The sequence below is a fragment of the Photobacterium sanguinicancri genome, from assembly GCF_024346675.1.
Taxonomy (GTDB): Bacteria; Pseudomonadota; Gammaproteobacteria; order Enterobacterales; family Vibrionaceae; genus Photobacterium; species Photobacterium sanguinicancri.
On record NZ_AP024850.1, the window covers coordinates 2337776 to 2360748 of the forward strand.

Here is a 22973-nt window from a genome sequence, read left to right on the forward strand (position 1 = left end):
TGTTACAGTCGTCCAGTATACCGAAATGCGACCATTGATAAATAATAATTTTATCTACAACGGAAATATCACTCAACTGAATAATACATAACCTCTGCATAATACATATAAGGCTAATCTTTAAAGCAGATTTTCCTATTTTGGGATGTTATTTGACTGTCATTTGAGATAACAAAAAAGTAATATTCTTGTTTCATTTCGTATTTTTGAATAAAAGTACGAATGTGATTAAGTACACTTTTCGCCTCATTATAACGGTACAAATAATCTTTATCACACTCGTTCACCACGTTAAGATCAACACGTAAATGATTAAACTGTGCCATTAATTTATCTATCCGTTTTTCATTTTCTACTTCGAGCGCTGAACTCGCATACAACTTGTCAAATTCGGCCTTTTTCTTTTCCCAGTCATCAACATCGCCCATCTTGGAATTAACATTGGCCTCTTGTAGGGCTAAGGCTTCACGCTCTTGTGCCAAAGCATGTTCAGATGAGCGAATACGTGCTTTCCCTTTACTTCGCTCTTTAGATAAATTGCGTTGATAATCTAACTTCATCAACCTCAAGGCCGCATCTTTGTCAGCATTATCTTCAACTAACTGTTCAAGTTTTTCATTCAACAAATTCACGGTCAAATTGTTATCCGCAAGTAATTCACTGGCTAAACTAACATTGCCTTCCAGCTCAATAACATCTTGAGCCTGATTATCCAGCTCAACTAACAGCTCATTAATTTGATCGCGCTGATCAACAATGATCGCTTCTTTTTCTACAAGCTGATCTATACGTTCTTGATGATAATGCTGCCAAACAAGAGTAACCGCTAGAGTAACCACTAGAGTAAAAACAGCAACGGCAGAAATTGTTAGCCTCGATTTTCCAAGCAATGTCGCTATGTAAGAATACATGGCTGAGTTTTTCCACTTCCCTTCTAACCGACCAGTATTGTAAGGAAGTATGACCTTATGACCTGATGAATTCACGCGTTGTTTATTCTTTCTCATTGTACTTTCCTATACCTTTACCCTAGGCAACTGCCATTACTTTTTCTCGACACTTAGGACAAAAATACGAACGCTTGTGAATTTGAGCATCACAATAAGGACAGGTAATATGTTTACGATCTTTACTCATACATATAAGCAATACACCTATGGGACCTAAGACGTAGCCCAATAAAACACCTGCAACTAAATTCCCCTTGTGATAACCAATGCCTACAGCAAGGAAAAAGAAAAACAAATAAAAGCATAACCAAAATACAATCATGATAAGCCTCCTACTTACGACTCTCTAAATGCACGGTAATAAGAACTAAACAAGGGAGCAGAAAGGTATTCCCACATTGTTTGGCTCTCTAATAAAATAAAAACTTCGGTTGGCATACCTGGATAAAGTTCAACATCCCCTAACCTTTCGATATCGGCTTTATTCAACTTCACCTTAACCAAGTAACCTGTTTGCTGTGATTCTTTTTTAGGCATTAATCGATCTGCTGCGACATAAATCACCTCGCCTTGCACTGGTGGGGTACGGCGCACATTAAAAGAACTCAATCGAACTTTGGCTTCTAACCCCTGATGAACTACATCAATATCTTCAGGTTTAATTAAGGCTTCTACGATTAACTCGTCACTATTAGGGACTATCTCCATCATCACGTCACCGGCATTAACGACACCGCCCACGCTGTGCACATTCATACCCACGACCGTGCCGCTATGCTCACTTCGAATCGTTACTCGGGAGCGAATATCGGTTGCAGCCGTTAATGCTTGCTTCACATCACGAAGTTCTTTATCTGTTAACTCAAGCTGTGCAGTCAGGTCTTGCTGAATTTCAATTGTTTCTGTGTCATAGTCTTGTGCTAATGACACTAATTGGCGCGCTAATACTTCTTTTTCAGAATCCAATTCAGCAATTTGAGCTTCAATGCTAGCCTGATGACGCTGTAGTTCTAACATCCGCGTTTTCGCTACATAGCCTTTTTTGAGTAGACTTGCCGTCATTTCAATCTCTTGTTTAACTAAATCCAGTTGGCGACGAATAGCCCTTAGTTGGAATTTAGCCCCACGTAGCTGCTCATCTAATAACAACTTGCGTTGTTCAAATTGGCCAGCACGAAGATCATCTCTTAACAAAGCTTGCTGAAATTGCATCGTATGCGTATTAATAATGTTACTTAGCTCAATCTCATCAAGCTCCGAGATAATCGGCAATGCCTTTACTTGCCAATTCACCTCTTTACGTAAATTAAGCTCTGCTTCTAAGCGATCATGCTGCGACTGCAAAGACACTGCGCGGAGTATTAAGCGCCTAAAATCTGACTCTGCCTTACTGTTTGCCAATTCCAGCAATACGTCACCCGCTTCAACTTGCTGCCCTTCAGACACATAGATCGCCTTTACCCAGCCACCCTGTAAGTGCTGAACTTTTTTACGCTGAGATTCAACAACCAAAGTACCTGATGCGATGGAGGCGGCATTGAGTTTGGCGGTTACAGCCCATGAAATGAAGACACCAACAGTCAGTAGTACAAAGACACAACCGAAGATGATTAACCGTTTAGTATCAAAAGTAGAATTATCCACGCGCACCTCCTACTTGGGCCGCTGATGAAGGGCGACTCGTACTCGCCGTGACTTTGTCCGCTCCATCAACTTCAGACATCGCCCCCAAGAACTTATCGCAGGTGCCTGCTTTTTCGATCTTTCCATCTTTAAGCACAATCACCCAGTCCATCTGCCGTAAGAAGCCAGGGCGGTGGCTTATCATCACGACTGTAATGCTATTTTCTTTACAATATTGCAGCACGATTGCCAGTGCGACTTCCCCTTCAGGATCCAAATTTGAATTCGGTTCATCCAGCACCAGAACACTCGGATTAGAGAAAATGGCACGCGCTAACCCAATCCGTTGCTTTTGCCCCCCCGAGAGCTGCATGCCACCTTCGCCTAAATAGGTATCATAGCCTTTAGGTAAAGAAATAATCAGCTCATGAACACAGGCTAACCGAGCCGCATGAATAATATCGTCAGCAGATGCCTCGCTAAATCGGCAGATATTCTCTGCCACCGTTCCTGCTAATAAACCGACTTCTTGGGGTAAATAACCAATATGGCGACCAAACTGCTCTTCTGGCCAAAGCTCCAGTGCTGCTCCATCAATTTTTATCGCCCCCATCGATGGCTTATGGATCCCCATAATCAATGCTGCTAAGGTCGATTTTCCTGAACCACTATTCCCCATAATTGCCAGTGCATTCCCTGCCCCGAGCTTAAAGCTAATGTTCTGCAAAACAGGCTCTTTCTGGGTATCAAACTTCAACCCAACCTGTTTTAGCAATAATTCCCCTCTGGGTTCAGGCAAAGCCGTTTTTGCTTGCTGCGCTTTACTACATTCCATATTTTTCAAACGATGATATGCCTGATAAGCGCTATACCATCCTTTCCAGCCACTCACGGCTTGTTCAAACGGCGCTAATACCCGCGCCATCAAAATAGAGCTCGCAATAATGGCTCCCGTTCCGATTTGTTGATCCAACGCTAGCATCACACCAACCGTTAGAATCACCACTTGCAATAAAGTCCGAAAGTAGCGACTAACCGCTAATAACTGTCCAGTACGTGAATTCAGTTGCCACTGTAAATCAAGCTGCTCGCTATTACGTTTATTCCAAATATTACCGACATTATCAGCCATTCCCATCGCACGAAGCGTGGGCGCATTACGCAGATAATCATTGAGTTCCATGCTGGTTTTAGCAGCTAAATCTTGTGAATGTCCGCTGGGCTTGCGGGCGGCGTACATCATTAACACAGCCAATACAGCAAAAATTAAGCTACCAATAAGAGCAACAGCGCCGATATAGGGATGAAGTAAAAAGAGGATAAGTAGAAAGACAGGTACCCACGGAATATCAAAAATAGCCGAGGTTGAAGGTGTAACTAGGAAATTACGCAGTTCAGCAAGATCTTGTAAGCCACGTTTTTGAATACGATTTTGCTGTGAAGATTGGCGGATACTGTCAGCAAGCAGAGACGGGCTCAGCGATACATCTAACTTTAAACCCGACTTTTGCAACAATTGTGTACGGACATGTTCGATAACCGCCTGTGCAGACAGTAATAATACAGCAATCACTAACAACGCAAACAAGGTATCTAAACTTGCACTGCTGAGCACGCGATCAAAAAGTTGTAAGCTATAAATCGGCAGAGTAAGAACTAAAAAGTTAATCGCGAGGCTAAAAAACCCAACAAAAACTAAGTCTCTCTTACAATCTGCAAATGCTTTATTTAAATGGGTGAGTAGCAAGTTCCCTCTCCATACTCCACTAGTGTTATATGGAGTATAGACATCAATGCTGAGGTGTTAGTTTTTTTAGACCAGCAAACATCACTAAATTAATTGAAATCGCTCACTAATTTCATATCCAGCGGCTTGCTCTCGGTGGCTCTCTTTAATAATCCAATTTAACGGGTGGCGTACCCAAGGCTGTGGATCATCTTCAGGGAAGTCAGAAGAACAACGTAGGCCAACCACTTGCCAGCCCAAAGCTTCACATGTATCGATACAACGTTGTGCATGCCAAGCTTGAGCCACCACCATCACTTTTCGCTTATCCGTTAACGCTAATGCAGCTTGTGCCACATCCGCGGTGGTTTGATAGTCATTGGCTTGAATACTAAAAGTTGGTGCAAAATGGCTTGCCCGCGCATGAGCGGCAATTTCTTGCTGCATCATTAAAGGCATAGTGGGATGGGCGATCACGCACTCTTGAGCTACTTCGTATAATTCTTTATTTACCGCTGGCGCATCGCCAAAAGAAAAAGCGAGTACAGCATCAGCATCCGCCACATCACCGTAGGGTTCTAAGAATAATTGCGTTTGAGAAAGGTAGGATTTGACCATCATCGCGGAAGTGCGAGGCAACACGTAACGACGAGAAGCATAGCTGATAGGCGTATTAACCGCAGCCAAACGTAACGCTAAGGCATCACAGCCAATCTGTAATTGGTGGGGGATATCAGAAAGAAACTCAACTATATGCGGTGCAGTCACAGGGTAGCCTTATCTTGATTAAGTCACTTCCCTGAAATGCTGAATACGATCCTTTGTGCAGATTGTAACTAATTGCATGATAATTATACAAGCATCTAATACTGACCTTTTACTAAATATTGCTTTTTATCTCTCTAGTCTCATCGATAAGAAAATCGGTGGAAATCGCCTTTTATTTACCTCATCACCTGTCATATCACAGCATCTTGCATCGAACTTGATTTAGCTTTTATTTAACATATAGTTAGTTAATTCATGAATGAATAAATTTCGATGTAGGTTTACCTAAGAATGAAATGGTTCCCGTACACACTTCCACATCTATCTACAGCCTTGGTGCTGGGATTTGTTCTGGGTACACCATTGAGCCTTGCCAATACTTCCACTAATACCACAGATAAAGCGACAGCCACCCGTTCGTCTGAAACCCACAGCGTTCCTAGCACTGAAGCACCCAGTTTTTTTGGCGGACGTGCCGTGACACAAGCGATAGACGATAGTAAAACCAGTATTATCGAATTCCAGCGCCGAAGTATCTCCCCCGCCATTATCACGCCCGAACAGCAAGGTATATCCCAAACCAATGCTGACGAAGACGCTGATAATTTCGCGCTCGGTCATCATAGCCATATTACCAGTGCTAAACACTCAGAGAAGCAATCGATTCATCGCATGTACTCGCCTTCTGAGGCCACAGAGCTCAGCCGTGAAGACCTTTTATTAATAAAAAAAGCGCGATATTACATTGACCGAAACTGGAATAGCACAACAGGTTTGATTGATTCAGTACAAGGCTATTCTCACGCAACAATGTGGGACGTAGGCAGTAGTATTGGCGCGATTTTGGCGTTGGAATACCTAGGGGAATACACCAGACTACAAGCCAATGACATGCTTGAAAAAACACTAACAACTCTGGTCGATCTACCCTTATATAAAGGCATACTCCCAAATAGGCAATACAACACCAAAACAGGTCAACCCTCAGGCTCACTCAGCCAAACAAAGACAAATGGTGATGGCTGGTCAGCCTTAGATATTGGTCGATTACTTATCTGGCTTAATATTGCGGCCAGTTACAAACCTGAATTAGCAGATCAAATCGATGCCATTACTGAACAATGGAATATTGCCCGTTCGGTTCATCAAGGCACTCTATTTGGCGAACATAAATCAAAGACGTCGACCTCCTACCGTCAAGAAGGCAGGCTGGGCTATTTGCAATATGCCGCTCAAGGGTTTGCGATGGAGGAACAGGATGTATCAGAAGCACTAGGGCCGAAATACAGTAAACATGTCACTGTTGATGATGAAGAAGTGTATATAGATATTCGCAATTTGCCCTATTTTACCACCGATCCCTACGTACTACAGGCAATCGAGTTAGGCTATCACGACCTATGGTGGAACCAGCTAGATGCGCTTTATAGCCTGCATAAAAACCGCTATGACAAATCACAAAAACTCACTATCTTTGCTGAAGATGCACTGAGCCAACGCCCATGGTTTGCATACAATAATATCTATTTCTACGGCAAGAGTTGGCTTTCAACATCACCAGGGGGCAAACCGATTGAAAATGGGCAAGCATTCAGCAACAAAGTCGCCTTTGGTTTAAGCGTGTTATACAAAGACAGCTATAGCCAGTTGTTATACAAAACCGTGGTGAACAACAGTTTAAATAACCGCTCTATTCCAACAGGTTTATTTAAAGCAAACTCCCCCAACACCGCTTATAACATTAATACCAACTCGCTAATTTTGGTATCTTTGTGGTACAAGCAGCGCGGCTTTAAGCCTATCTTTGACTACATGCCACCGAGTAAAACCGACACATCTAACGACGAAATCAAGCTTTGAATGTGTTGAGTATTAAAAATGTAATTTGTCTTAATGCTGATACACAAAGCAGCTTATTGGTTCATATATCGTGGCTACACTGGATGTACGCCTTCTCTAAATAGATACCATTATGCTGACCATTAAATCATTAACGCCACTTGCTCTCATGGCTTGCAGTTTGCTTTCCCCTGTTGTTTTTGCTGCCAATACCGACAATAACTTTGTTGACCCTCTCAACACATTAAATTCAGATATTTGGTGGAAGTCAGACGGCTGGAGTAATGGTTTTCCATTTGTTAATCGCTGGGAAGGAAAAGCGATTACCTTTTCAGAGGATCAGGGCATGGCGATTACCCTAAGTAAAACGCCACTCAGTGACGGTAGCAGTGATTATCAATCAGGCGAGCTGCGCAGCCATGAATTTTATCGCTATGGCTGTTTTGAAGCAGATATAAAGCCCGTTAATGAGCCAGGCGTAGTCAGCGCATTCTTTTTATTCGCAGGGCCTTACGATAAAGATGAAAACAGTAACGGCATGCACAATGAAATTGATATCGAGTTTTTAGGTGATAATACCAACGTAGTCCAAATCAACTACTGGACGAATGATGATCGTTACGAAAATAGTAACGAGAAACTGATTTATTTAAACTTTGATGCATCGGAAGATTATCACCGCTATGCCATCAAGTGGACAAACAAACAGATCAAGTGGTATATCGATGGCGAGCTGGTACACACAGAAAAAAACACACCAGAAAACCCAATCCCATCGGCGAAAGACTCAAGCTTACGCATTATGGCTAATGTCTGGTTAACCGATTCTCGTATCTCTAATTGGGCGGGCGAATATACAGAAGCAGGCCAAACACCTACGGCCTATTTCCGCAATGTTAGCTACACCCAAGGTGCAAAATGCAAAATAGCGCCATAATCAGGGCCTGCTTGTGCTCTTCAGCCATTAATGCTGTTTGATCCGCACTACACGCATCACTTCAATTTCAAACCCTGCAACAGATTCACTATCTGGGTAATAAGTTAAATTAACTTGCTGCCCTTTTAATGATTTGTACTTCTTCGTTCGACGAAACTTAAATGGTGCATCGCAACCTTCAATCATGATGGTATGCAATATCCATTCACCATCATCTCTTTGGGTGTGCGACTGCACTTTTTTACCATCGGAATGGATCAGATTGTCATGTTTATTAAGAAGCTTATCAACGGGAGATTTCATGTCGGGGCCAACCAGTATTTATTGAAACAAAGGTTTAGCAAAGGTAGCTAATACCGAGTTCATCAATAACCAAATCATTCTTGCTAGTGAGATCATTAATGGCATTGGTATCACTTTCTACACTTCGCTAGCTTTAGCATTGTATCACTTTTAAGAAAGCTGGACGCCATTCTTCGCTATACTTTTATCATCAATACAAAACGCTTCTCGGTATTTTTATATTGATAATAGTAACGCCCTTAGGTCTTAGCGTTGCCCGTGTATTCGGGCAACGTTTCCTCACGATTCTCACTTCACAGATGCAGCCCTTACATACACTCTTCCAATGTTCACGCCTTTAAACACAGGAAGCCTTCACTTACTTTACTCGCTGTGAGGCGCGCTTTTATCAACGTGTCTCATAACCACTTGCTTCATAACTAACAAGGCAATATAGATGCCAAATTTACTTTTACCTTTCCTTTGCCTCCCATAAACAAAAACAGAGAGCCGAGGCTCTCTGTTTCAAATTCATGCTCTAGCTATTGAGGGTTATCTTAGAAAGATAAGAACACACCAGCAATCGTTGCGCTCATTAGATTCGCTAACGTTGCAGCAAAGATAGCTTTAAAGCCTAAACGCGCGATATCAGGACGACGGCTTGGTACTACGCCACCTAAACCACCCATTAGCATTGCAATAGAAGTTAAGTTAGCAAAACCACATAACGCGAAAGTCACAACGGCTTGAGAGTGCGCGCTTAACTGATCTTTCACTACCATTAAATCCGCAAAAGCCACAAATTCATTAACGGCAATCTTCTTACCAATTAGGCTTGCAGCAATGGTCGCTTCAGACCACGGCACACCAATCAACCAAGCTACAGGTGCAAACAAGTAACCGAAGATAAGCTCAAGGCTTAAATTATTAATACCGAACCATTCACCCACATGGCCTAAGCCACCGTTGATTAATGCGATAAGGCTGATAATCGCCAGTAAGCTTGCACCTACTGCCATTACGATTTGCAAACCACCAAGCGCACCACGGGTTGCTGCATCAATGATATTTACAGGCTCGTCATCTTCCGCATCATCAGATGCTTGATTATCTTCATCAACTACTTCGGTTTGAGGAACCAAGATCTTAGCCATCATTAAGCCAGCAGGTGCAGACATGAAGCTAGCTGCCACTAGGTAACTGATATCGACACCCAAACCTGCGTAACCCACTAATGTGCCACCAGCAACAGATGCCAAGCCGCCAACCATTACAGCGAATAGCTCAGAACGGCTCATTTTCGCTAAGTAAGGACGAACAACTAAAGGAGCTTCAACTGAACCCACAAAAATGTTTGCTGTTGCAGACATAGATTCTGTGCGTGTTGTTCCAAGAATGCGTTGCAACATGCCACCAATGGTACGAATGATGAAACCCATTACGCCAAGGTAGTAAAGAACGGAAATAAGTGCAGAGAAGAAAACAATCGTTGGCAGTACATTAACCGCGAAGATAAAGCCAAGCTTAAACTGTGCTAGTTCACCAAAAAGGAACTCAGTACCAACACGACCGTAATCGATGATACCAGACACTGCATTTGACACGCTGTTAAGCACATTACGCCCAACAGGTACATATAGAATGAATCCCGCAAACACTAGCTGGATAGCAAAAGCACCACCCACAGTGCGCCATTTAATTGCGCGACGGTTTTCTGAACATAAGATAGCAACCGCAAAAAGCGTAAATACGCCTAAAATGCTGACCAAATAATTCAAGGTCATTCTCCACAGTAGTTTTTTTAGTAAACGATTGCGGAGGCATTCTATGCATATTAAAAAGTGTGACAAGGATCAAATTGTTACACTCATTTACACTTTGGATACACAACTTCGATTTTTTGATGCTTTTATCAGCAAAGCAAACGAAAACAACCTGATTGGTGCATATATGGGATACTCTTGTTTCCATGAGTGACAATGATCACATTATTACGCACCATAAATACATCAGTCATGGTGATATATTGCACAACATCACATGCAAACGTTACCGCAATACGTTGTCCCAATAGACAGGTTCACCTATGTGTACCCGTACAAACTCGATAAAAGCATGCACTTTCTTAGGTAAAAATTTGTAACGAGGGTAAACCGCGTACAAAGGCATGTGCTGGCTCAGCGTCCAATCAGGCAATAAGCGCACTAACTTTCCTTCACTGAATTCTTTATCCAGTAGGTAAGTCGCTAAATATCCAATCCCATTGCCTGTGAGTGTTGCGTCTAAGATGGCATCGGCCGAATCGACTCTGAAATTGCCTTTTACTTTCAGTTGTACATTTGTATCTTCTTGATTATCAGCACTGGTCTTATTAAAGCTCCAAACGTTGTCTTTACGCTCTCGGCTGTAATACGTAATACAGTTATGAGCAGCGAGATCATCAGGTGTATACGGCACCCCATTACGCGCAAGATAATCAGGGCTCGCCACTAATACAAAATGGCAATCCGCTAAATGACGGGCAACAAAACCCTCTGGTGGGGAATCTGTCATACCTATCCAGAGATCTAACTGTTCCGCGATAAGATCAACCCGATGATCAAACAGGCTCAGTTCTAGATCGAGTTGTGGATATTTTTCATGAAACTCAGAAATGAAGGGCGCGATATGGTGACGAGCAAAAGATTGTGCAATTCCAACCCGTAATAATCCCTGCGTAGTATCGCTGACTTCTAATAACTCGCTTTCGGCATCATTAATTTCGTTTGCTATATTTTCACAGTGCACCGCAAAACGTTGCCCTTCTTCTGTCAATGCAAACGAGCGGGTCGTGCGCTGTACTAACTGCACACCTAAACGTTCTTCCAGTTGCTGAATTTGTTTACTCACTTGAGTGCGAGAAATATCAAGCAACTGCGCAGCTTTAGTGAAGCTCTGCTGCTTAGTTAATGCATTGAAGACGATCATTTGCTGGGCTTTTTTTATCATAAACTCTCTTAAACCACTGTGTTGTTAGTTTTGTAGAAAATACTTTCATCATTCGCCTCGAATCTCGAAACTCATGATTGTCAAAAAACTTTACAAACTAAAGGTTACACCTTCCAAATAAAATTAAAATTTATTATAAATCAACGCACTGAAAACATGGCCTACTAATTGCGTTATTGAAATCACAAGCATCTAGGGAGAGAACGTTATGATTTCAAAGTTTAATACTGTTAAGAAACTCGCACTAACAGCAACACTACTTTTTGGTTCTGCAGCATCAGCGGGACCAATTGCAGTAGACACATGGTACGAGTTTAGCTTTGGTGCCACGGGATCGGCAGCACAAGCATGTACAAGCTGTTCAGCGAGCTCAGGTACTCCAACAGTATTCGCAGATGCACCAGCATGGACTTTCACCTCTACAGGCGGCCAAGGCTTTACCGTTGTAGATGCCTTCTTACGCGGTGACAGCTTTGATGTTTTCGACTTTGGCACATTATTATTTAGTACAACCCCTGTAGCGGCAACAGGCACTTGTGGTAGCGATCCTGAAGTTTGTCTGGCAGATCCACTCGTTAGTAGCAACCGTGTTCTTTTAGCGGCGGGGGCTCACTCAATTACAATGACTGTAAATAATAGTCCATTCAGTGGTGGTGCCGCTTATTTCCGATACGACGTGCCAGAGCCTACCACAATGTTTTTACTTGGTAGTGGCTTACTAGGTTTAGGTTACTTACGTCGCCGTAAATTGGCTGTTGAACAAAACTAAGCACTCAGAAAATTAGACAAAAAAATACCGAACATAAAGTTCGGTATTTTTTATCTGTACCTTTCTTTTCTTTATAACTTAAAGAAAGACAGCTGTTCTTTTTGTTGTTCCGCAAGTTGAGACAACTCAGCACTTGCTTGTGCACTCTGGCTGATACCAGCAACATTCTGATTAATGATCTCAGACATGTTGGTCACATTACGGTTAATGTCTTGTGTAACCTGTGATTGCTGCTCAGCGGCCGTTGCAACTTGGGTATTCATATCGCTGATCTGAACGACAGATTCAGTAATACCAACCAGTGCATCATTTGCTTGATTAGACAACGCTTGGTTACGTTGAAGCATTTCAAGGCTCTGCTGCATGCTTTCGTTCGCATTACCAGACTGAGATTGAAGTTCTTCAATGATAGTTTGAATTTCTTGGGTTGAAGACTGAGTACGCGCAGCAAGCATACGTACTTCATCAGCAACAACCGCAAAACCACGACCAGACTCGCCCGCACGTGCAGCTTCAATCGCAGCATTCAACGCAAGCAAGTTGGTTTGCTCCGAGATACTACGGATAACTTCAATCACTTTGCTGATTTGCTCAGACTGATCTTTCAGGCGTGTAACCACACCAGCGGCTTCTTCGAGCGTGTTAGACATCTGTTGGCTAGCAGCATTGCTTTGCTCAAAGATATTCAAACCTTCTTTCGCTAGATCATCGGTCTGCTTCGCAGTCGCATCAGCATTGGTTGCGTTATCACTAACGTTATCAGCAGTGCTAGATAGCTCATTGACCGCAGAAGCAACCTGATCGATTTCGTTTAGTTCTTGCTGAGCATTCGCTTCAGACTGGGTCATTACCGCAGCAAGTTCCGTTGAAGCAGATGCAACATCTTCACTGATACGAATAAGCGCATCAACAGTGGTATGCAGCTGAGCCACAGTTCTATTAACGTCTTCACTTAGACGAGCAACTTCGTTTTCACCATCTTGATCGGCTTTAACACGTAAGTTACCACTCGCCACTTCACGCATAACGGCTTGTAGCTTAACAATTGGGTTTACGATTAAGCCAGATAACCACCACGCGCCAAAAATGGCGATAGCAAATACAGCTAAGATAGCCATAGAAGCTTTAAGCATCACAGCTGCGTTATCTTCCGCACTTTGTTCCATGCTTTGTTTACCATAAGCATTTACGTCTTGCGAAAGCTTATTAATGGTAGCAACCATGGTATTACCGACGGTACGGTAATCAGCGATAAAACGGTTAAATTCGTCTTTCGACACTACGCCAGTATCGTAGCGGTTAAAGAAAGCAACAGCACGAGTCGAGTATTGGATGTATGCATCAATTGCATTTTTTACATTTTTAGCATCATCACGAAACTGTGGTACTTGATCTATTTGTTGAAGGTCTTCTGTAATTTTACGCGCACCGCTTTTCAGTTCACTTAAGAACGAATCACGACGGCTTGCATCATAAATTGCATACACCGCACTAATACGTAGTGGGTAAACTTGGTCATCGATATTAGCAAGCGTGTCTTTGTACTCAATTAATGCGTTCGTATTCTGCGTAACATGTGTTTGTTCACTTTCTAACTCTGTTTTGGTAAATAACAAAGACAAAAAAAGTACAACGGCCATCAATAGCACGGGTAGTAATACCTGCGTGCGAATTGATAGATTCTTTAAAGAAAAATTCATCGAAAACCTCAAATAAATAACTGAAATATCTTTACCTTCGGCCTGAATTGATAATTTTATAAAGCCGATAATGGCGTGCATTATCGCTTATAAATCAATAAAAAGGTAGATCTAGATCACAGAAATAGATCGTTTTATGTCAATTAAACACATAAGATCGCGACGCAGTTCACATCAAAAAAACACCAAGCAATCGCAATAAATTAACACCGGTGCTAGCAATCATCGAATACCAACAACTTATCGCCAAAATCACCGCTATGTGACTTATATAAGAAGCAATTATGGCAACCGTCATACAGTGTTCAAACTACTGAAACATAATTGTCATAAAACTCCCCTAATCTTGGCTTCGTTCATACAAACCCAATTGGCAATTACGCCATCATGTAAAGGACCAGGAAAATGAAAACAAAGGTTATCGGTGCACTAGCTCTTGCAGGTTCAATGGCTTTTAACGCAGCTGCAGTTGCAAACGAAACAATCTCTGTTGTTGGCTCTAGCTCAGTAACACCACTCATGGAAGTTTTTGGTGAAACATACAGCAAAGCAAACCCATCTGTGTTTGTTGAAGTACAAGGCCCAGGTTCATCTGCTGGCATTCGCGCCGCTAAAGATGGATCAGCTGACCTTGGTATGAGTTCTCGTAACTTGAAAGATTCTGAAAAAGCGAGTGACTTAAAAGAAATCGTTGTTGCTCGTGACGGTATCGCGGTTGTAGTACATAACAGCAACCCAGTAAAAGATTTGAACAAAGAAGACGTTACAAAAATCTACAAAGGCGAAATCACTAACTGGAAACAAGTTGGCGGCGAAGACAAGCCAATCGTTGTAGTAACGCGTGACACAGCATCTGGTACACGTGGTGCATTTGAAGACATCATGAGCCTTAAAAAGAAAATTAACGACATCAAAGTGTCGGCAATTTCTCAACGTGCACAAGTTGCATCAGGTAACGGTCAGCTAAAAACAACAGTTGCAAACAACCCATTCGCTATCGGCTATATCTCATTAGGTACTGTTGATAATTCTCTAAAAGCCGTTTCAGTTGATGGACACGCACCTTCTGTTGCCGCTATCAAATCTGGTGAATACAAGGTACAGCGTCCGTTCCTAGTGCTTTACCAAGCAACAAAAATCAACCCAGCGTCTAAGACTTTCCTAGACTGGACGCAAACTGAAGAAGCACAAAAGCTTGTTTCAGGTAAAGGCTACATCGCAGTTAACTAAGTAACCCTTTGATAACGCTCAGCGATTTGCTGAGCGTTATGTTTTGCCTCAATGTCAGCCGCTTATATTGCTGGCAGTTGGAGTTGTTATTATGACCATCGCAAATATTGAAAAAACAACGAAGATGTCGTCACTACGCTCGAAAAAAACGATCGACTGGCGTGAACTGTTCTTCAAAAACCTTTTTATGCTTAGTGCTGCACTAGGTATTTTATCTCTAATTACAATTGCTTATTTCATCTTCCGTGAAGGGATTGATGCCTTTAGATATGCAGGCGTTTCTGGCATTGTTCTAGGCTCTGACTGGCTACCACCCGCACTTTACGGTATTGCACCCATGATTGTAGCCTCGCTGGTTTCTACAGCGGGTGCGGTAATTTTAGGTGTACCAATTGGCGTGCTTACCGCGATTTTTATCGCAGAAGTTGCCCCTAAGCGTTTAGCCAACATCATTCGCCCAATGATTGAATTATTGGCAGGCATTCCATCGGTAGTGTACGGCTTCTTTGGCCTAGTGATTATCGTCCCGCTTATTCAGAATGTATTTTCAGTACCCGCGGGCAACACGGTACTGGCCGGTATTATCGTACTTGCCGTGATGATTTTACCGACGGTTATAACCGTTTCTGAAACATCGATTCGCGCTGTACCTCGCACATACAAAGAAGGTTCTTTGGCATTAGGTGCTTCGCAGATGTTCACCATCTTCAAGCTATTAGTGCCCGCTGCACGCTCTGGCATCATGACTGGCGTTATCTTAGGTATCGCTCGTGCACTGGGTGAAACCATGGCAATCATTATGGTAATGGGTAACTCGCCAGCAATGCCTGAAGGCTTGCTAGATTCAGCACGAACGCTGACGGCGAACATTGCTATTGAGATGTCTTACGCAACAGGTGTTCACGCAAGTGCACTGTATGCGACTGGTATCGTTCTTCTGGTCTTCATTATGACGCTGAACGCTGCGCTTCTTTACCTAAACCGTGAGCGCGCGAGGTAACTATTATGGCTTTACAAGCAACGAATACAGCACATCAACTAATGAAAGATAAAATATCATTAGGTGTTATTTGGGCATCTGCTGCCGTGACTGTAGGTTTCTTACTTTGGGTAGTTTGGTACATCCTGAGTAACGGCTTATCGTATGTAGATTGGACGTTTGTTACCTCTAACTACACCACTATTGGCCAAGAGTCTGGTATTTGGCCAATGATCGTCTCAACCCTATACATGGTTGCCGCTTCTATTGCAGTTGCTGCACCACTGGGCATCATGACGGCCATTTACTTAACTGAATACGCCAAAGTAGGCAGTAAGTTAGTTAAAGTTATCCGTTTTTGTACTGAATCTTTAGCTGGTATACCGTCGATTATCTACGGTCTATTCGGTATGACCTTCTTCGTCGTCGTACTGGGCTTTGGCTACTCGATTCTGTCTGGTGCATTAACACTGAGTATCCTTATTCTGCCGGTAATTATCCGTACAACGGAAGAAGCATTAATGGCAGTACCTCAGACTTACCGTGAAGGTTCGTACGGTCTGGGCGCTTCAAAAATCTACACCATTTGGAGACTTATTTTACCAAGCGCAATGCCGGGTATCGTAACCTCTATCATCCTCAGCGTTGGTCGTGTAATTGGTGAATCAGCACCAGTATTCATGACAGCAGGCATGGTTGCCCGCGTACCAGAGAGTGTTCTTGACTCTGGCCGTACGTTAACCGTTCACCTGTATAAGTTAACGCAAGAGCTATACACGATTCACGAATGGCAACAAGCCTACGCAACGGCAACCATTCTGATTGTAATTGTTCTAATGATTAACTTATTAACCAAACTGATTGCTAGCCGTTTCAATACAGCGACTTACTAATTTTGAGGAAGACACCCATGAACAAATTTGATATCCAAGACCTAGACCTATACTACGGCGCGAACCAAGCACTTAAAAAAATTAACCTGCCTATTCCAAACCGTCAGGTAACAGCATTAATCGGCCCATCGGGCTGTGGTAAATCAACCCTACTTCGTTGTTTGAACCGCATGAACGACCTGATTGAAGGCGTGAAAATCGACGGCAATCTAACAATGGATGGCGAGAACGTTTACGGCAACATCGACGTTTCTCAGCTGCGTATTAAAGTGGGCATGGTGTTCCAAAAGCCCAACCCGTTCCCAATGAGCATCTACGAAAACGTTGCTTATGGCCTTCGCGCTCAAGGCGTAAAAGATAAGAAAGAATTAGACAAAGTGGTTGAACAATCACTGCGTGGCGCAGCACTGTGGGATGAAGTAAAAGATCGCCTTAAATCACACGCCTTTGGCCTGTCTGGTGGTCAGCAACAACGCCTATGTATTGCCCGTACAATTGCGATGCAGCCAGAAGTTATCCTAATGGATGAACCAACATCGGCTCTGGACCCAATCGCAACCAAAAAGATTGAAGATTTGATGGAATCACTCAAGAAAGAGTTCACCATCGTTATCGTGACTCACTCTATGCAACAAGCGCGTCGTATTTCAGACCGCACTGCCTTCTTCCTGATGGGTGAATTAGTTGAACACGATGAAACACAATCCCTATTTAGCAACCCAGGCGATGACCGTACCCGCGGTTACGTCAATGGTGACTTCGGCTAATCATCCACTGATGTGAAGGCCATTTACTCTCAAAACTGGCCTTCACTATTCCTCAGTTGCCGTATTGAAACGAATAATAAAAGCGATGGTACTATTGCCCCCTTCTTGTAAGGGGGCTTTTTTTATTCTTTTAAGAACAGCTTGTCAGCGACAAAAGCTAAAGTGATACCGCACAGTAAGCCCAGGCCATTGGCTAATAAATCGAGCCATTCACCATAGCGGTTCACATAGGGCTGAAGCAGCTCAATTGCGCCACTCCAACAAAAGAACAACACAACTATCCAAAGCCAATGTTTTGGTCTTCTCAGCGCTACGCTAAAAATCAATGCACCATACGCAATGAAATGGTGGGTTTTGTCTGTACCGGGTACTGTCGGTAGTTCAGCTAATGGCGTTAAAGACAAAACAGTAATCAGGGCTAAATTGAGTGCCGCAATGATCAACCAATGTCGACGAATGAAATTTAATAATAGCTGCATTTAGTACTTTCCAAGCGAGAAGTGAGGCTGTTATTTTTGGCAGTGTAAACAGGGGATTAATGCAACACAAGCGTTTGGGTATGAAACTCGCTCATTAGGTATAGCTCTCGTATTCGTATTCTTATTCTCTGCTTTAAAAACAAAATAAAAACGGCCTTCCGAAGAAAGCCGTTCTAAATAATAACGCTTTAATTAAACAATCAATCTGTCTGTCTATCGACTAACAGCCACCTGAATCCCATTCAAACTGCGATGTGAACGCATTCCATTTTTGTTGTGCTTGGAAATGCACTTTACGGCCATCGGAGTAAGTACGGTAACAGTTACCATTGGTGCACTTAGTATTACAAGTGACAAATCCCGATTTAGCCCGTGGCTTTGCAGGGTACGGATCGTTTGATACTCGCGCTGTTTTCTTCGGCTTAACTGGCACATTCTTCACCAGTTGGTCGGATTTGATATAACCCAAAGCGTAATTGTTTATATCGAGCACTTCTGTCCAAGCATCGTTACTTCCTAAGCTATAAACATAGGTGCCTTTCGACAGCTTCTTAACCACATCGCTGCTTGCGTTGGTTGCAGACAAAATATTCACTGTTGGCGCGTTGGTTTTAAGTTTATTCAACTTAGCCAGTGCATCTTGAATATTATTCTTAGCAAGTTTATTACCTTGCTTCGCGGATTTAGCAAACCAATATGCAGCCCACGCGTAGTTTTTCTTAACGCCCTGACCTTTTTTGTAGAGCAAGCCTAGGTTGTTTTGCGCAGAAGCATGATCACTCTTCGCCGCTTTACTATACCAGTTAAACGCAGCCTCATTGTCTTTAGCAGTTCCCTCACCATTGTCATACATAACACCTAAATTATATTGGGATGTAGTATGCCCTTGCTCTGCTGCTTTTTTATACCAAGTGAATGCCGTGCGATTATTCTTATTATTACCTTTTCCGAATGCATAGCTGTTAGCGTATTTAAATTGTGCGTCGGCATCGCCTTGTTTAGCCGCTTTGCCATACCACTTCGCTGCCGTTGAAAAGCTCTTATCGACACCTTCACCATTATAATAACGGTTACCCAACGCATATTGGGCATTACGATTGCCTTGGTCAGCTGCTTTAGTTAGCCACTTAACGGCTTGTTGATAATTCAGTTCAACACCTTCACCGTTGCTATACAAAATGCCAAGATTGCCTTGTGCACTAGCATAGCCTTGCAACGCGGCTTGCTTGAACCAATGCGCTGCGGCTTTTTTATCTACCGTGCCTGCATAGCCAAAGTAATACGACAGCCCGACATTGTATTGCCCCACAGCTAAATTCTGATTTGCTGCCTTAATGTGCCATTCAAGTGCTTTTTTTGCGTCTTTCTTAACACCCTTACCATCTCTGTAAAGGTTACCAAGTTGGTTTTGTGCACCTGCTAGCCCTTGCACTGCCGCTTGTTCGTAAAGAGACTTTGCTTGAACATAATCACGTTTAACACCGCGGCCGCTCTCGTACATATCCGCTAGATTAAACTGCCCTGAAGCCGCCCCTTGTTTGGCCGCTTTTTGGTACCACTTAAAAGCCTCTGAATTACTTTGTTTAACCCCAATGCCATTTTCATACATAATGCCGAGGTTGTTTTGGGCTGATGGGTGATTTTGATTGGCGGCTTTCAAATACCAGCTCGCCGCTTCTTTATTATCTTTGTCTAAGCCTTCAATGCCATTATCGTAATACACCCCTAAGTTATACTCGGCGATACGATTTCCTTTTTCTGCCAATAAGAAAGTCTTAATTGTTGGCTTATAGCGTTCAATAAACTTAGCGGCTTCAGGCTGTCCCTGTGCTGCCGCTTGTTTAATATACTGATGGCCTTTTGCAAAATGTTGGTCATTAAAGGTTATCAAGCCATATTGATACTGTGCTTTTGCCATTCCCACATCTGCTGCTTTTTTTAGCCACTCGATATCAGATTCAGACACGCGGTTATAGCGGCTGCTTGCTAAATCATAAATGCCGTACATCGCATCTACATTGCCTTCTTCCGCTAGCGCTAGCCAAATTTCTTGCGCTTTTGCAGGCTCACCCTCTTGAAGGGCTGATAATCCATCTTCATATGTTGAAGCACAGCCCGTAAGCAAACTCAGTGAGCACAATGTTGCGAGTAATAGTCTTTTAGAGATTATTTCCATATACCTACACCAATTAACGTTTTCCTGTTACTCGGTAACAAGATGATATTTTTATAATTAAGCGGGTGAGTATAAATGGCAGTGATAGCAAAATCCCACTCTGCCAATAAAATTAAGATATCTAATGCACTATTTTTTAAGGATTTTTGATCGCTATCATCCTTTATGATTATTTATCACGATCTATTAATGCCCAAAAATCACACAAGATTGCTTGAATCAAGATCACAAACCACATCGTAATCTGCTTAACTTAAAAATAATCTGAACTACATGACACAGACTGCTGAGTTTTGCTCGCGCTTTCATTCAGATAAAATAATGCCCTTCACCGCTAAAAAGCAGGTAATTCTAGGAGTACTGTTTCATGCGTTTACTTTGCATTTTCTTCTTACTATTTTCAGCATGGACTTGGGCTGAAACTGAAGAGACATCGGCACCTGTTACACCAAAACAACCCGCTGAAATTGCTCAAATCAAAACATTAAACAAAGAGCTAAAAACATTACTCAATGAATCAAAAACCTCTCAAGGGTCGGCGCTCAATGTTGTTAGCTTACAATTAATTAATAAAAATGAAGAGCTACGAGAAGTCATCGCAAAGCTTGTCACCCGCTCAAAAGAAAACGAAGATGCAGTCAAGCCTTATCATGGTTTTGTGCTCGATCAAGCAAACAACCAAGTGACATTCATTGAAGAAGCCATTGCTTTTTTAACGAAGAAAGTAACCTCTGATGAACAAGCACTAGAGTCCCTCGGCGACGAGCAAAAACTCTTAACGCAGAAGAAAGTACAAGAAATTCGTAGCTATGTTCAGCGTCTACTAAGCCAACAATGGACAAACTATCACTGGCTGGGTGACTTGGGGGTAGATACAAGTAAACAAAAAAATGCACTCATCAATAACATTGAACACAAGTTGGAGTTTTTATCTGCCTCCCTCACGTTTAATAGCCAACAGGAAAAAACGCTCAATAAACAGCTTAAAGCGGCTACAGACAGTGAAAAAGGGTCTTTACAACTCCTTCATATTTTATCTGAACGACAGCTCACCAGTGATTTAGCAAACATGCAGGCTTTCATTAAACTGGCCGATCAGATGTCAGTTGATACCGCCGATTACAAAAAACAAATTTTTGAACAAACAGGTAATGTGACCAACGATTTACTCAACGTTGCCGTGCTACTTTCCATTGCGCGTAATAACCTCGAAAATCTGAGCTTATGGGTTGTCGAAAATGCGCCGCAAATGCTGTTCAAGCTGTTCGTGTTTGTCATCATTATCGCGGTCTTTAGGATCCTAAAAAACATTACCAGTAAAATGGTTAAAAAAGGCGTATCTTCACCCAACCTTCGTATGTCTCAATTGATGCAAGAGTTCTTTGTATCTATGTCGGGCAAAGGTGTGTTTTGTATCGGTCTATTGATTGCGCTGTCGCAAATAGGACTCGATTTAACGCCAATTCTAACGGGGTTTGGGGTCGCGGGTGTGATCATAGGTTTTGCATTGCAAGATACCCTTTCCAACTTTGCTTCTGGCATGATGCTGCTGATATACCGTCCATTTGATGTGGGTGATTTTGTAGAAGCAGGCGGGGTTTCAGGCAAGGTAAGTCATATGAGCCTTGTCAGTACCACCATCAAAACCTTTGATAACCAGATCCTGATTGTACCTAACAGTAAAATTTGGGGCGATACCATTAAGAATGTTACTCATGAACGCGTTCGCCGCGTTGATATGGTGTTTGGTATCGGTTATAGCGATGATTTGGAACTCGCTGAAAAAGTCTTTAATGAGATTATTGATGCACACCCTATGGTACTACGCCAGCCCGAGAAAACCATTAAACTGCATACACTGAATACATCTTCCGTGGATTACATTGTGCGTCCTTGGGTCAAAACCGAAGATTATTGGGATGTTTACTGGGATGTCACACGTGAAGTAAAACGTCGGTTCGATGAAGTGGGACTGTCTATTCCTTTCCCTCAGCAAGATGTGCATTTACACATGGCGGACGCCGAAGCAGCGAATATTGCTAAAAAGTGATAAGAGGAAACGCACGTCAACCTGAACAATGAACAGTGTAAAATTGACGTAGCGCTAACAAACCTTACAAATCACCGTGCGATAGTAGTTATATACTTTTGGCATCATAAACAAACAGTTCAGAGTAATAATACTGATTGTTACGTTGAAAATTATTAGTGAATAATTGCTATCTCATCAAGCCATTATTCAACATTTAACGTTATAATGATGCCTATTCTCGTTACGAGAAAACTTTATTGTCTAATGGCGAGCCATTACTTATTAGGGAATTTCCTATGAAAAAGCGTTTTTTAGCAGCCCTTGCTCTTCCGGTTATATTAGCAGCATGTGCAAGTAACAACACAGCGCAAGTTGCATCAGAACAAGCACTGACCAATAACAACTGGGTACTTACTCAAGTTGATAGCAAAGCGCTTAACCTGCCAGAACCAATGAAAGCACCTAACCTAGAACTAGGCGCAGATCTAAACGCAAACGGCCTTGCAGGCTGTAACCGCTTCTTCGGCCAAGCTGAATACAAAGAAGGCAAAGTACGTTTAGATAAAATGGGTATGACAATGATGGCTTGCCCTGAGCCTGCAATGGCACTAGAAAGCACATTCGCACAAACACTAAGTGACTGGAGCGATGCAACTATTAGTGGTAATCAACTAACCCTAAAAGGTGCAGAGCACACGCTAACTTTCGAGCGTGATGCAAAGTAATCCCTGAAATTTAGGGAAGCTATATTAAAAAAAGCGAAGCATTGAGTATGCTTCGCTTTTTTTGGACTGAAACCATAAAGATTTAAAACCTCACCATACCCTCGGCCTAT

General features: G+C 42.5%; 20 protein-coding genes. 9 read left to right on the top strand and 11 right to left on the bottom strand.

The genetic code is table 11. The annotated features are described in order from the left end of the window. Window positions 1–113 precede the first annotated feature (113 nt). From OCU87_RS11010 to OCU87_RS11030, 5 genes are all read right to left on the bottom strand, one after another. Window positions 114–1007 carry a hypothetical protein gene (locus tag OCU87_RS11010; protein WP_261857137.1) on the bottom strand — a complete coding sequence of 298 codons (894 nt, stop codon included), beginning with the start codon at window positions 1005–1007 and terminating at the stop codon, window positions 114–116. Window positions 1008–1029: 22 nt separating this feature from the next. Beyond that, the gene (locus OCU87_RS11015; RefSeq protein WP_261857138.1) at window positions 1030–1272 is read right to left on the bottom strand and encodes a hypothetical protein; all 243 of its coding nucleotides are present in this window, start codon (window positions 1270–1272) and stop codon (window positions 1030–1032) included. 14 nt (window positions 1273–1286) lie between these two features. Then, complete coding sequence (locus OCU87_RS11020) at window positions 1287–2594, bottom strand: HlyD family type I secretion periplasmic adaptor subunit (protein WP_261857139.1); 1308 nt, start codon at window positions 2592–2594, stop codon at window positions 1287–1289. Continuing rightward, window positions 2587–4320, bottom strand: coding sequence for a type I secretion system permease/ATPase (locus OCU87_RS11025; protein ID WP_261857140.1), 1734 nt, complete (start codon window positions 4318–4320; stop codon window positions 2587–2589). The genes OCU87_RS11020 and OCU87_RS11025 overlap by 8 nt, the downstream gene beginning before the upstream one ends. An 84-nt stretch (window positions 4321–4404) precedes the next feature. Further along, window positions 4405–5067, bottom strand: coding sequence for a hypothetical protein (locus tag OCU87_RS11030; RefSeq protein ID WP_261857141.1), 663 nt, complete (start codon window positions 5065–5067; stop codon window positions 4405–4407). Window positions 5068–5358: 291 nt separating this feature from the next. On the opposite strand from OCU87_RS11030, the gene OCU87_RS11035 reads away from it, so the two are divergent. Continuing rightward, window positions 5359–6927: a DUF3131 domain-containing protein gene (locus tag OCU87_RS11035; protein ID WP_261857142.1), complete on the top strand. Its 1569-nt coding sequence runs from the start codon at window positions 5359–5361 to the stop codon at window positions 6925–6927. A 112-nt stretch (window positions 6928–7039) separates the two neighbouring features. Continuing rightward, on the top strand, window positions 7040–7843 hold the full coding sequence (locus tag OCU87_RS11040) for a family 16 glycosylhydrolase (protein ID WP_261857143.1): 804 nt from the start codon (window positions 7040–7042) through the stop codon (window positions 7841–7843). Window positions 7844–7870: 27 nt separating this feature from the next. Here the strand turns inward: OCU87_RS11040 and OCU87_RS11045 are convergent, their stop codons facing one another. The 3 genes from OCU87_RS11045 to OCU87_RS11055 all read right to left on the bottom strand — a co-directional run bounded on the left by OCU87_RS11045 (window position 7871) and on the right by OCU87_RS11055 (window position 11113). Then, window positions 7871–8146 carry a hypothetical protein gene (locus OCU87_RS11045; protein ID WP_062690857.1) on the bottom strand — a complete coding sequence of 92 codons (276 nt, stop codon included), beginning with the start codon at window positions 8144–8146 and terminating at the stop codon, window positions 7871–7873. A 536-nt stretch (window positions 8147–8682) separates the two neighbouring features. After that, window positions 8683–9903, bottom strand: coding sequence for a NupC/NupG family nucleoside CNT transporter (locus OCU87_RS11050; protein WP_094957678.1), 1221 nt, complete (start codon window positions 9901–9903; stop codon window positions 8683–8685). Window positions 9904–10174: 271 nt separating this feature from the next. After that, window positions 10175–11113: a LysR family transcriptional regulator gene (locus OCU87_RS11055; RefSeq protein ID WP_261857144.1), complete on the bottom strand. Its 939-nt coding sequence runs from the start codon at window positions 11111–11113 to the stop codon at window positions 10175–10177. Window positions 11114–11321: 208 nt separating this feature from the next. Between OCU87_RS11055 and OCU87_RS11060 the strand changes: the two genes are divergently transcribed. Next, complete coding sequence (locus OCU87_RS11060) at window positions 11322–11882, top strand: PEP-CTERM sorting domain-containing protein (protein WP_261857145.1); 561 nt, start codon at window positions 11322–11324, stop codon at window positions 11880–11882. 71 nt (window positions 11883–11953) lie between these two features. Here the strand turns inward: OCU87_RS11060 and OCU87_RS11065 are convergent, their stop codons facing one another. Further along, the gene (locus OCU87_RS11065; protein WP_261857146.1) at window positions 11954–13582 is read right to left on the bottom strand and encodes a methyl-accepting chemotaxis protein; all 1629 of its coding nucleotides are present in this window, start codon (window positions 13580–13582) and stop codon (window positions 11954–11956) included. A gap of 405 nt (window positions 13583–13987) precedes the next feature. Here OCU87_RS11065 and OCU87_RS11070 point away from each other — a divergent pair, with 405 nt between their 5' ends. The 4 genes from OCU87_RS11070 (at window position 13988) to pstB (ending at window position 17451) form a co-directional block, all read left to right on the top strand. Beyond that, the gene (locus OCU87_RS11070; RefSeq protein WP_261857147.1) at window positions 13988–14812 is read left to right on the top strand and encodes a phosphate ABC transporter substrate-binding protein; all 825 of its coding nucleotides are present in this window, start codon (window positions 13988–13990) and stop codon (window positions 14810–14812) included. A gap of 91 nt (window positions 14813–14903) precedes the next feature. Further along, complete coding sequence (gene pstC, locus OCU87_RS11075) at window positions 14904–15812, top strand: phosphate ABC transporter permease subunit PstC (RefSeq protein WP_261857148.1); 909 nt, start codon at window positions 14904–14906, stop codon at window positions 15810–15812. Between the two features lie 5 nt (window positions 15813–15817). Further along, a complete protein-coding gene (gene pstA / locus OCU87_RS11080) occupies window positions 15818–16684 on the top strand; it encodes a phosphate ABC transporter permease PstA (RefSeq protein ID WP_261857149.1) in 867 nt (288 codons plus the stop codon). Between the two features lie 17 nt (window positions 16685–16701). Then, window positions 16702–17451 (top strand): phosphate ABC transporter ATP-binding protein PstB, encoded by a 750-nt coding sequence (pstB, locus tag OCU87_RS11085; RefSeq protein ID WP_261857150.1) that lies wholly within the window; start codon window positions 16702–16704, stop codon window positions 17449–17451. A gap of 122 nt (window positions 17452–17573) precedes the next feature. Here pstB and OCU87_RS11090 read toward each other — a convergent pair whose 3' ends face one another. Next, complete coding sequence (locus OCU87_RS11090; RefSeq protein WP_261857151.1) at window positions 17574–17930, bottom strand: VanZ family protein; 357 nt, start codon at window positions 17928–17930, stop codon at window positions 17574–17576. 220 nt (window positions 17931–18150) lie between these two features. Further along, window positions 18151–20106 carry an SEL1-like repeat protein gene (locus tag OCU87_RS11095; RefSeq protein ID WP_261857152.1) on the bottom strand — a complete coding sequence of 652 codons (1956 nt, stop codon included), beginning with the start codon at window positions 20104–20106 and terminating at the stop codon, window positions 18151–18153. Window positions 20107–20473: 367 nt separating this feature from the next. On the opposite strand from OCU87_RS11095, the gene OCU87_RS11100 reads away from it, so the two are divergent. Beyond that, window positions 20474–22156, top strand: a complete 1683-nt coding sequence (locus OCU87_RS11100; protein ID WP_261857153.1) for a mechanosensitive ion channel family protein — start codon at window positions 20474–20476, stop codon at window positions 22154–22156. 278 nt (window positions 22157–22434) lie between these two features. Next, the gene (locus OCU87_RS11105) at window positions 22435–22863 is read left to right on the top strand and encodes an META domain-containing protein (RefSeq protein WP_062690838.1); all 429 of its coding nucleotides are present in this window, start codon (window positions 22435–22437) and stop codon (window positions 22861–22863) included. Window positions 22864–22973: the final 110 nt, after the last annotated feature.

What these genes read in the sequence shown, in the direction of transcription:
- OCU87_RS11010 (WP_261857137.1), bottom strand. Translation starts at nt 1,007, where the DNA reads ATGAGAAAGAATAAACAACGCGTGAATTCATCAGGTCATAAGGTCATA.
- OCU87_RS11015 (WP_261857138.1), bottom strand. Translation starts at nt 1,272, where the DNA reads ATGATTGTATTTTGGTTATGCTTTTATTTGTTTTTCTTTTTCCTTGCT.
- OCU87_RS11035 (WP_261857142.1), top strand. Translation starts at nt 5,359, where the DNA reads ATGAAATGGTTCCCGTACACACTTCCACATCTATCTACAGCCTTGGTG.
- OCU87_RS11040 (WP_261857143.1), top strand. Translation starts at nt 7,040, where the DNA reads ATGCTGACCATTAAATCATTAACGCCACTTGCTCTCATGGCTTGCAGT.
- OCU87_RS11045 (WP_062690857.1), bottom strand. Translation starts at nt 8,146, where the DNA reads ATGAAATCTCCCGTTGATAAGCTTCTTAATAAACATGACAATCTGATC.
- OCU87_RS11055 (WP_261857144.1), bottom strand. Translation starts at nt 11,113, where the DNA reads ATGATAAAAAAAGCCCAGCAAATGATCGTCTTCAATGCATTAACTAAG.
- OCU87_RS11060 (WP_261857145.1), top strand. Translation starts at nt 11,322, where the DNA reads ATGATTTCAAAGTTTAATACTGTTAAGAAACTCGCACTAACAGCAACA.
- OCU87_RS11065 (WP_261857146.1), bottom strand. Translation starts at nt 13,582, where the DNA reads ATGAATTTTTCTTTAAAGAATCTATCAATTCGCACGCAGGTATTACTA.
- OCU87_RS11070 (WP_261857147.1), top strand. Translation starts at nt 13,988, where the DNA reads ATGAAAACAAAGGTTATCGGTGCACTAGCTCTTGCAGGTTCAATGGCT.
- pstC (WP_261857148.1), top strand. Translation starts at nt 14,904, where the DNA reads ATGACCATCGCAAATATTGAAAAAACAACGAAGATGTCGTCACTACGC.
- pstA (WP_261857149.1), top strand. Translation starts at nt 15,818, where the DNA reads ATGGCTTTACAAGCAACGAATACAGCACATCAACTAATGAAAGATAAA.
- pstB (WP_261857150.1), top strand. Translation starts at nt 16,702, where the DNA reads ATGAACAAATTTGATATCCAAGACCTAGACCTATACTACGGCGCGAAC.
- OCU87_RS11090 (WP_261857151.1), bottom strand. Translation starts at nt 17,930, where the DNA reads ATGCAGCTATTATTAAATTTCATTCGTCGACATTGGTTGATCATTGCG.
- OCU87_RS11095 (WP_261857152.1), bottom strand. Translation starts at nt 20,106, where the DNA reads ATGGAAATAATCTCTAAAAGACTATTACTCGCAACATTGTGCTCACTG.
- OCU87_RS11100 (WP_261857153.1), top strand. Translation starts at nt 20,474, where the DNA reads ATGCGTTTACTTTGCATTTTCTTCTTACTATTTTCAGCATGGACTTGG.
- OCU87_RS11105 (WP_062690838.1), top strand. Translation starts at nt 22,435, where the DNA reads ATGAAAAAGCGTTTTTTAGCAGCCCTTGCTCTTCCGGTTATATTAGCA.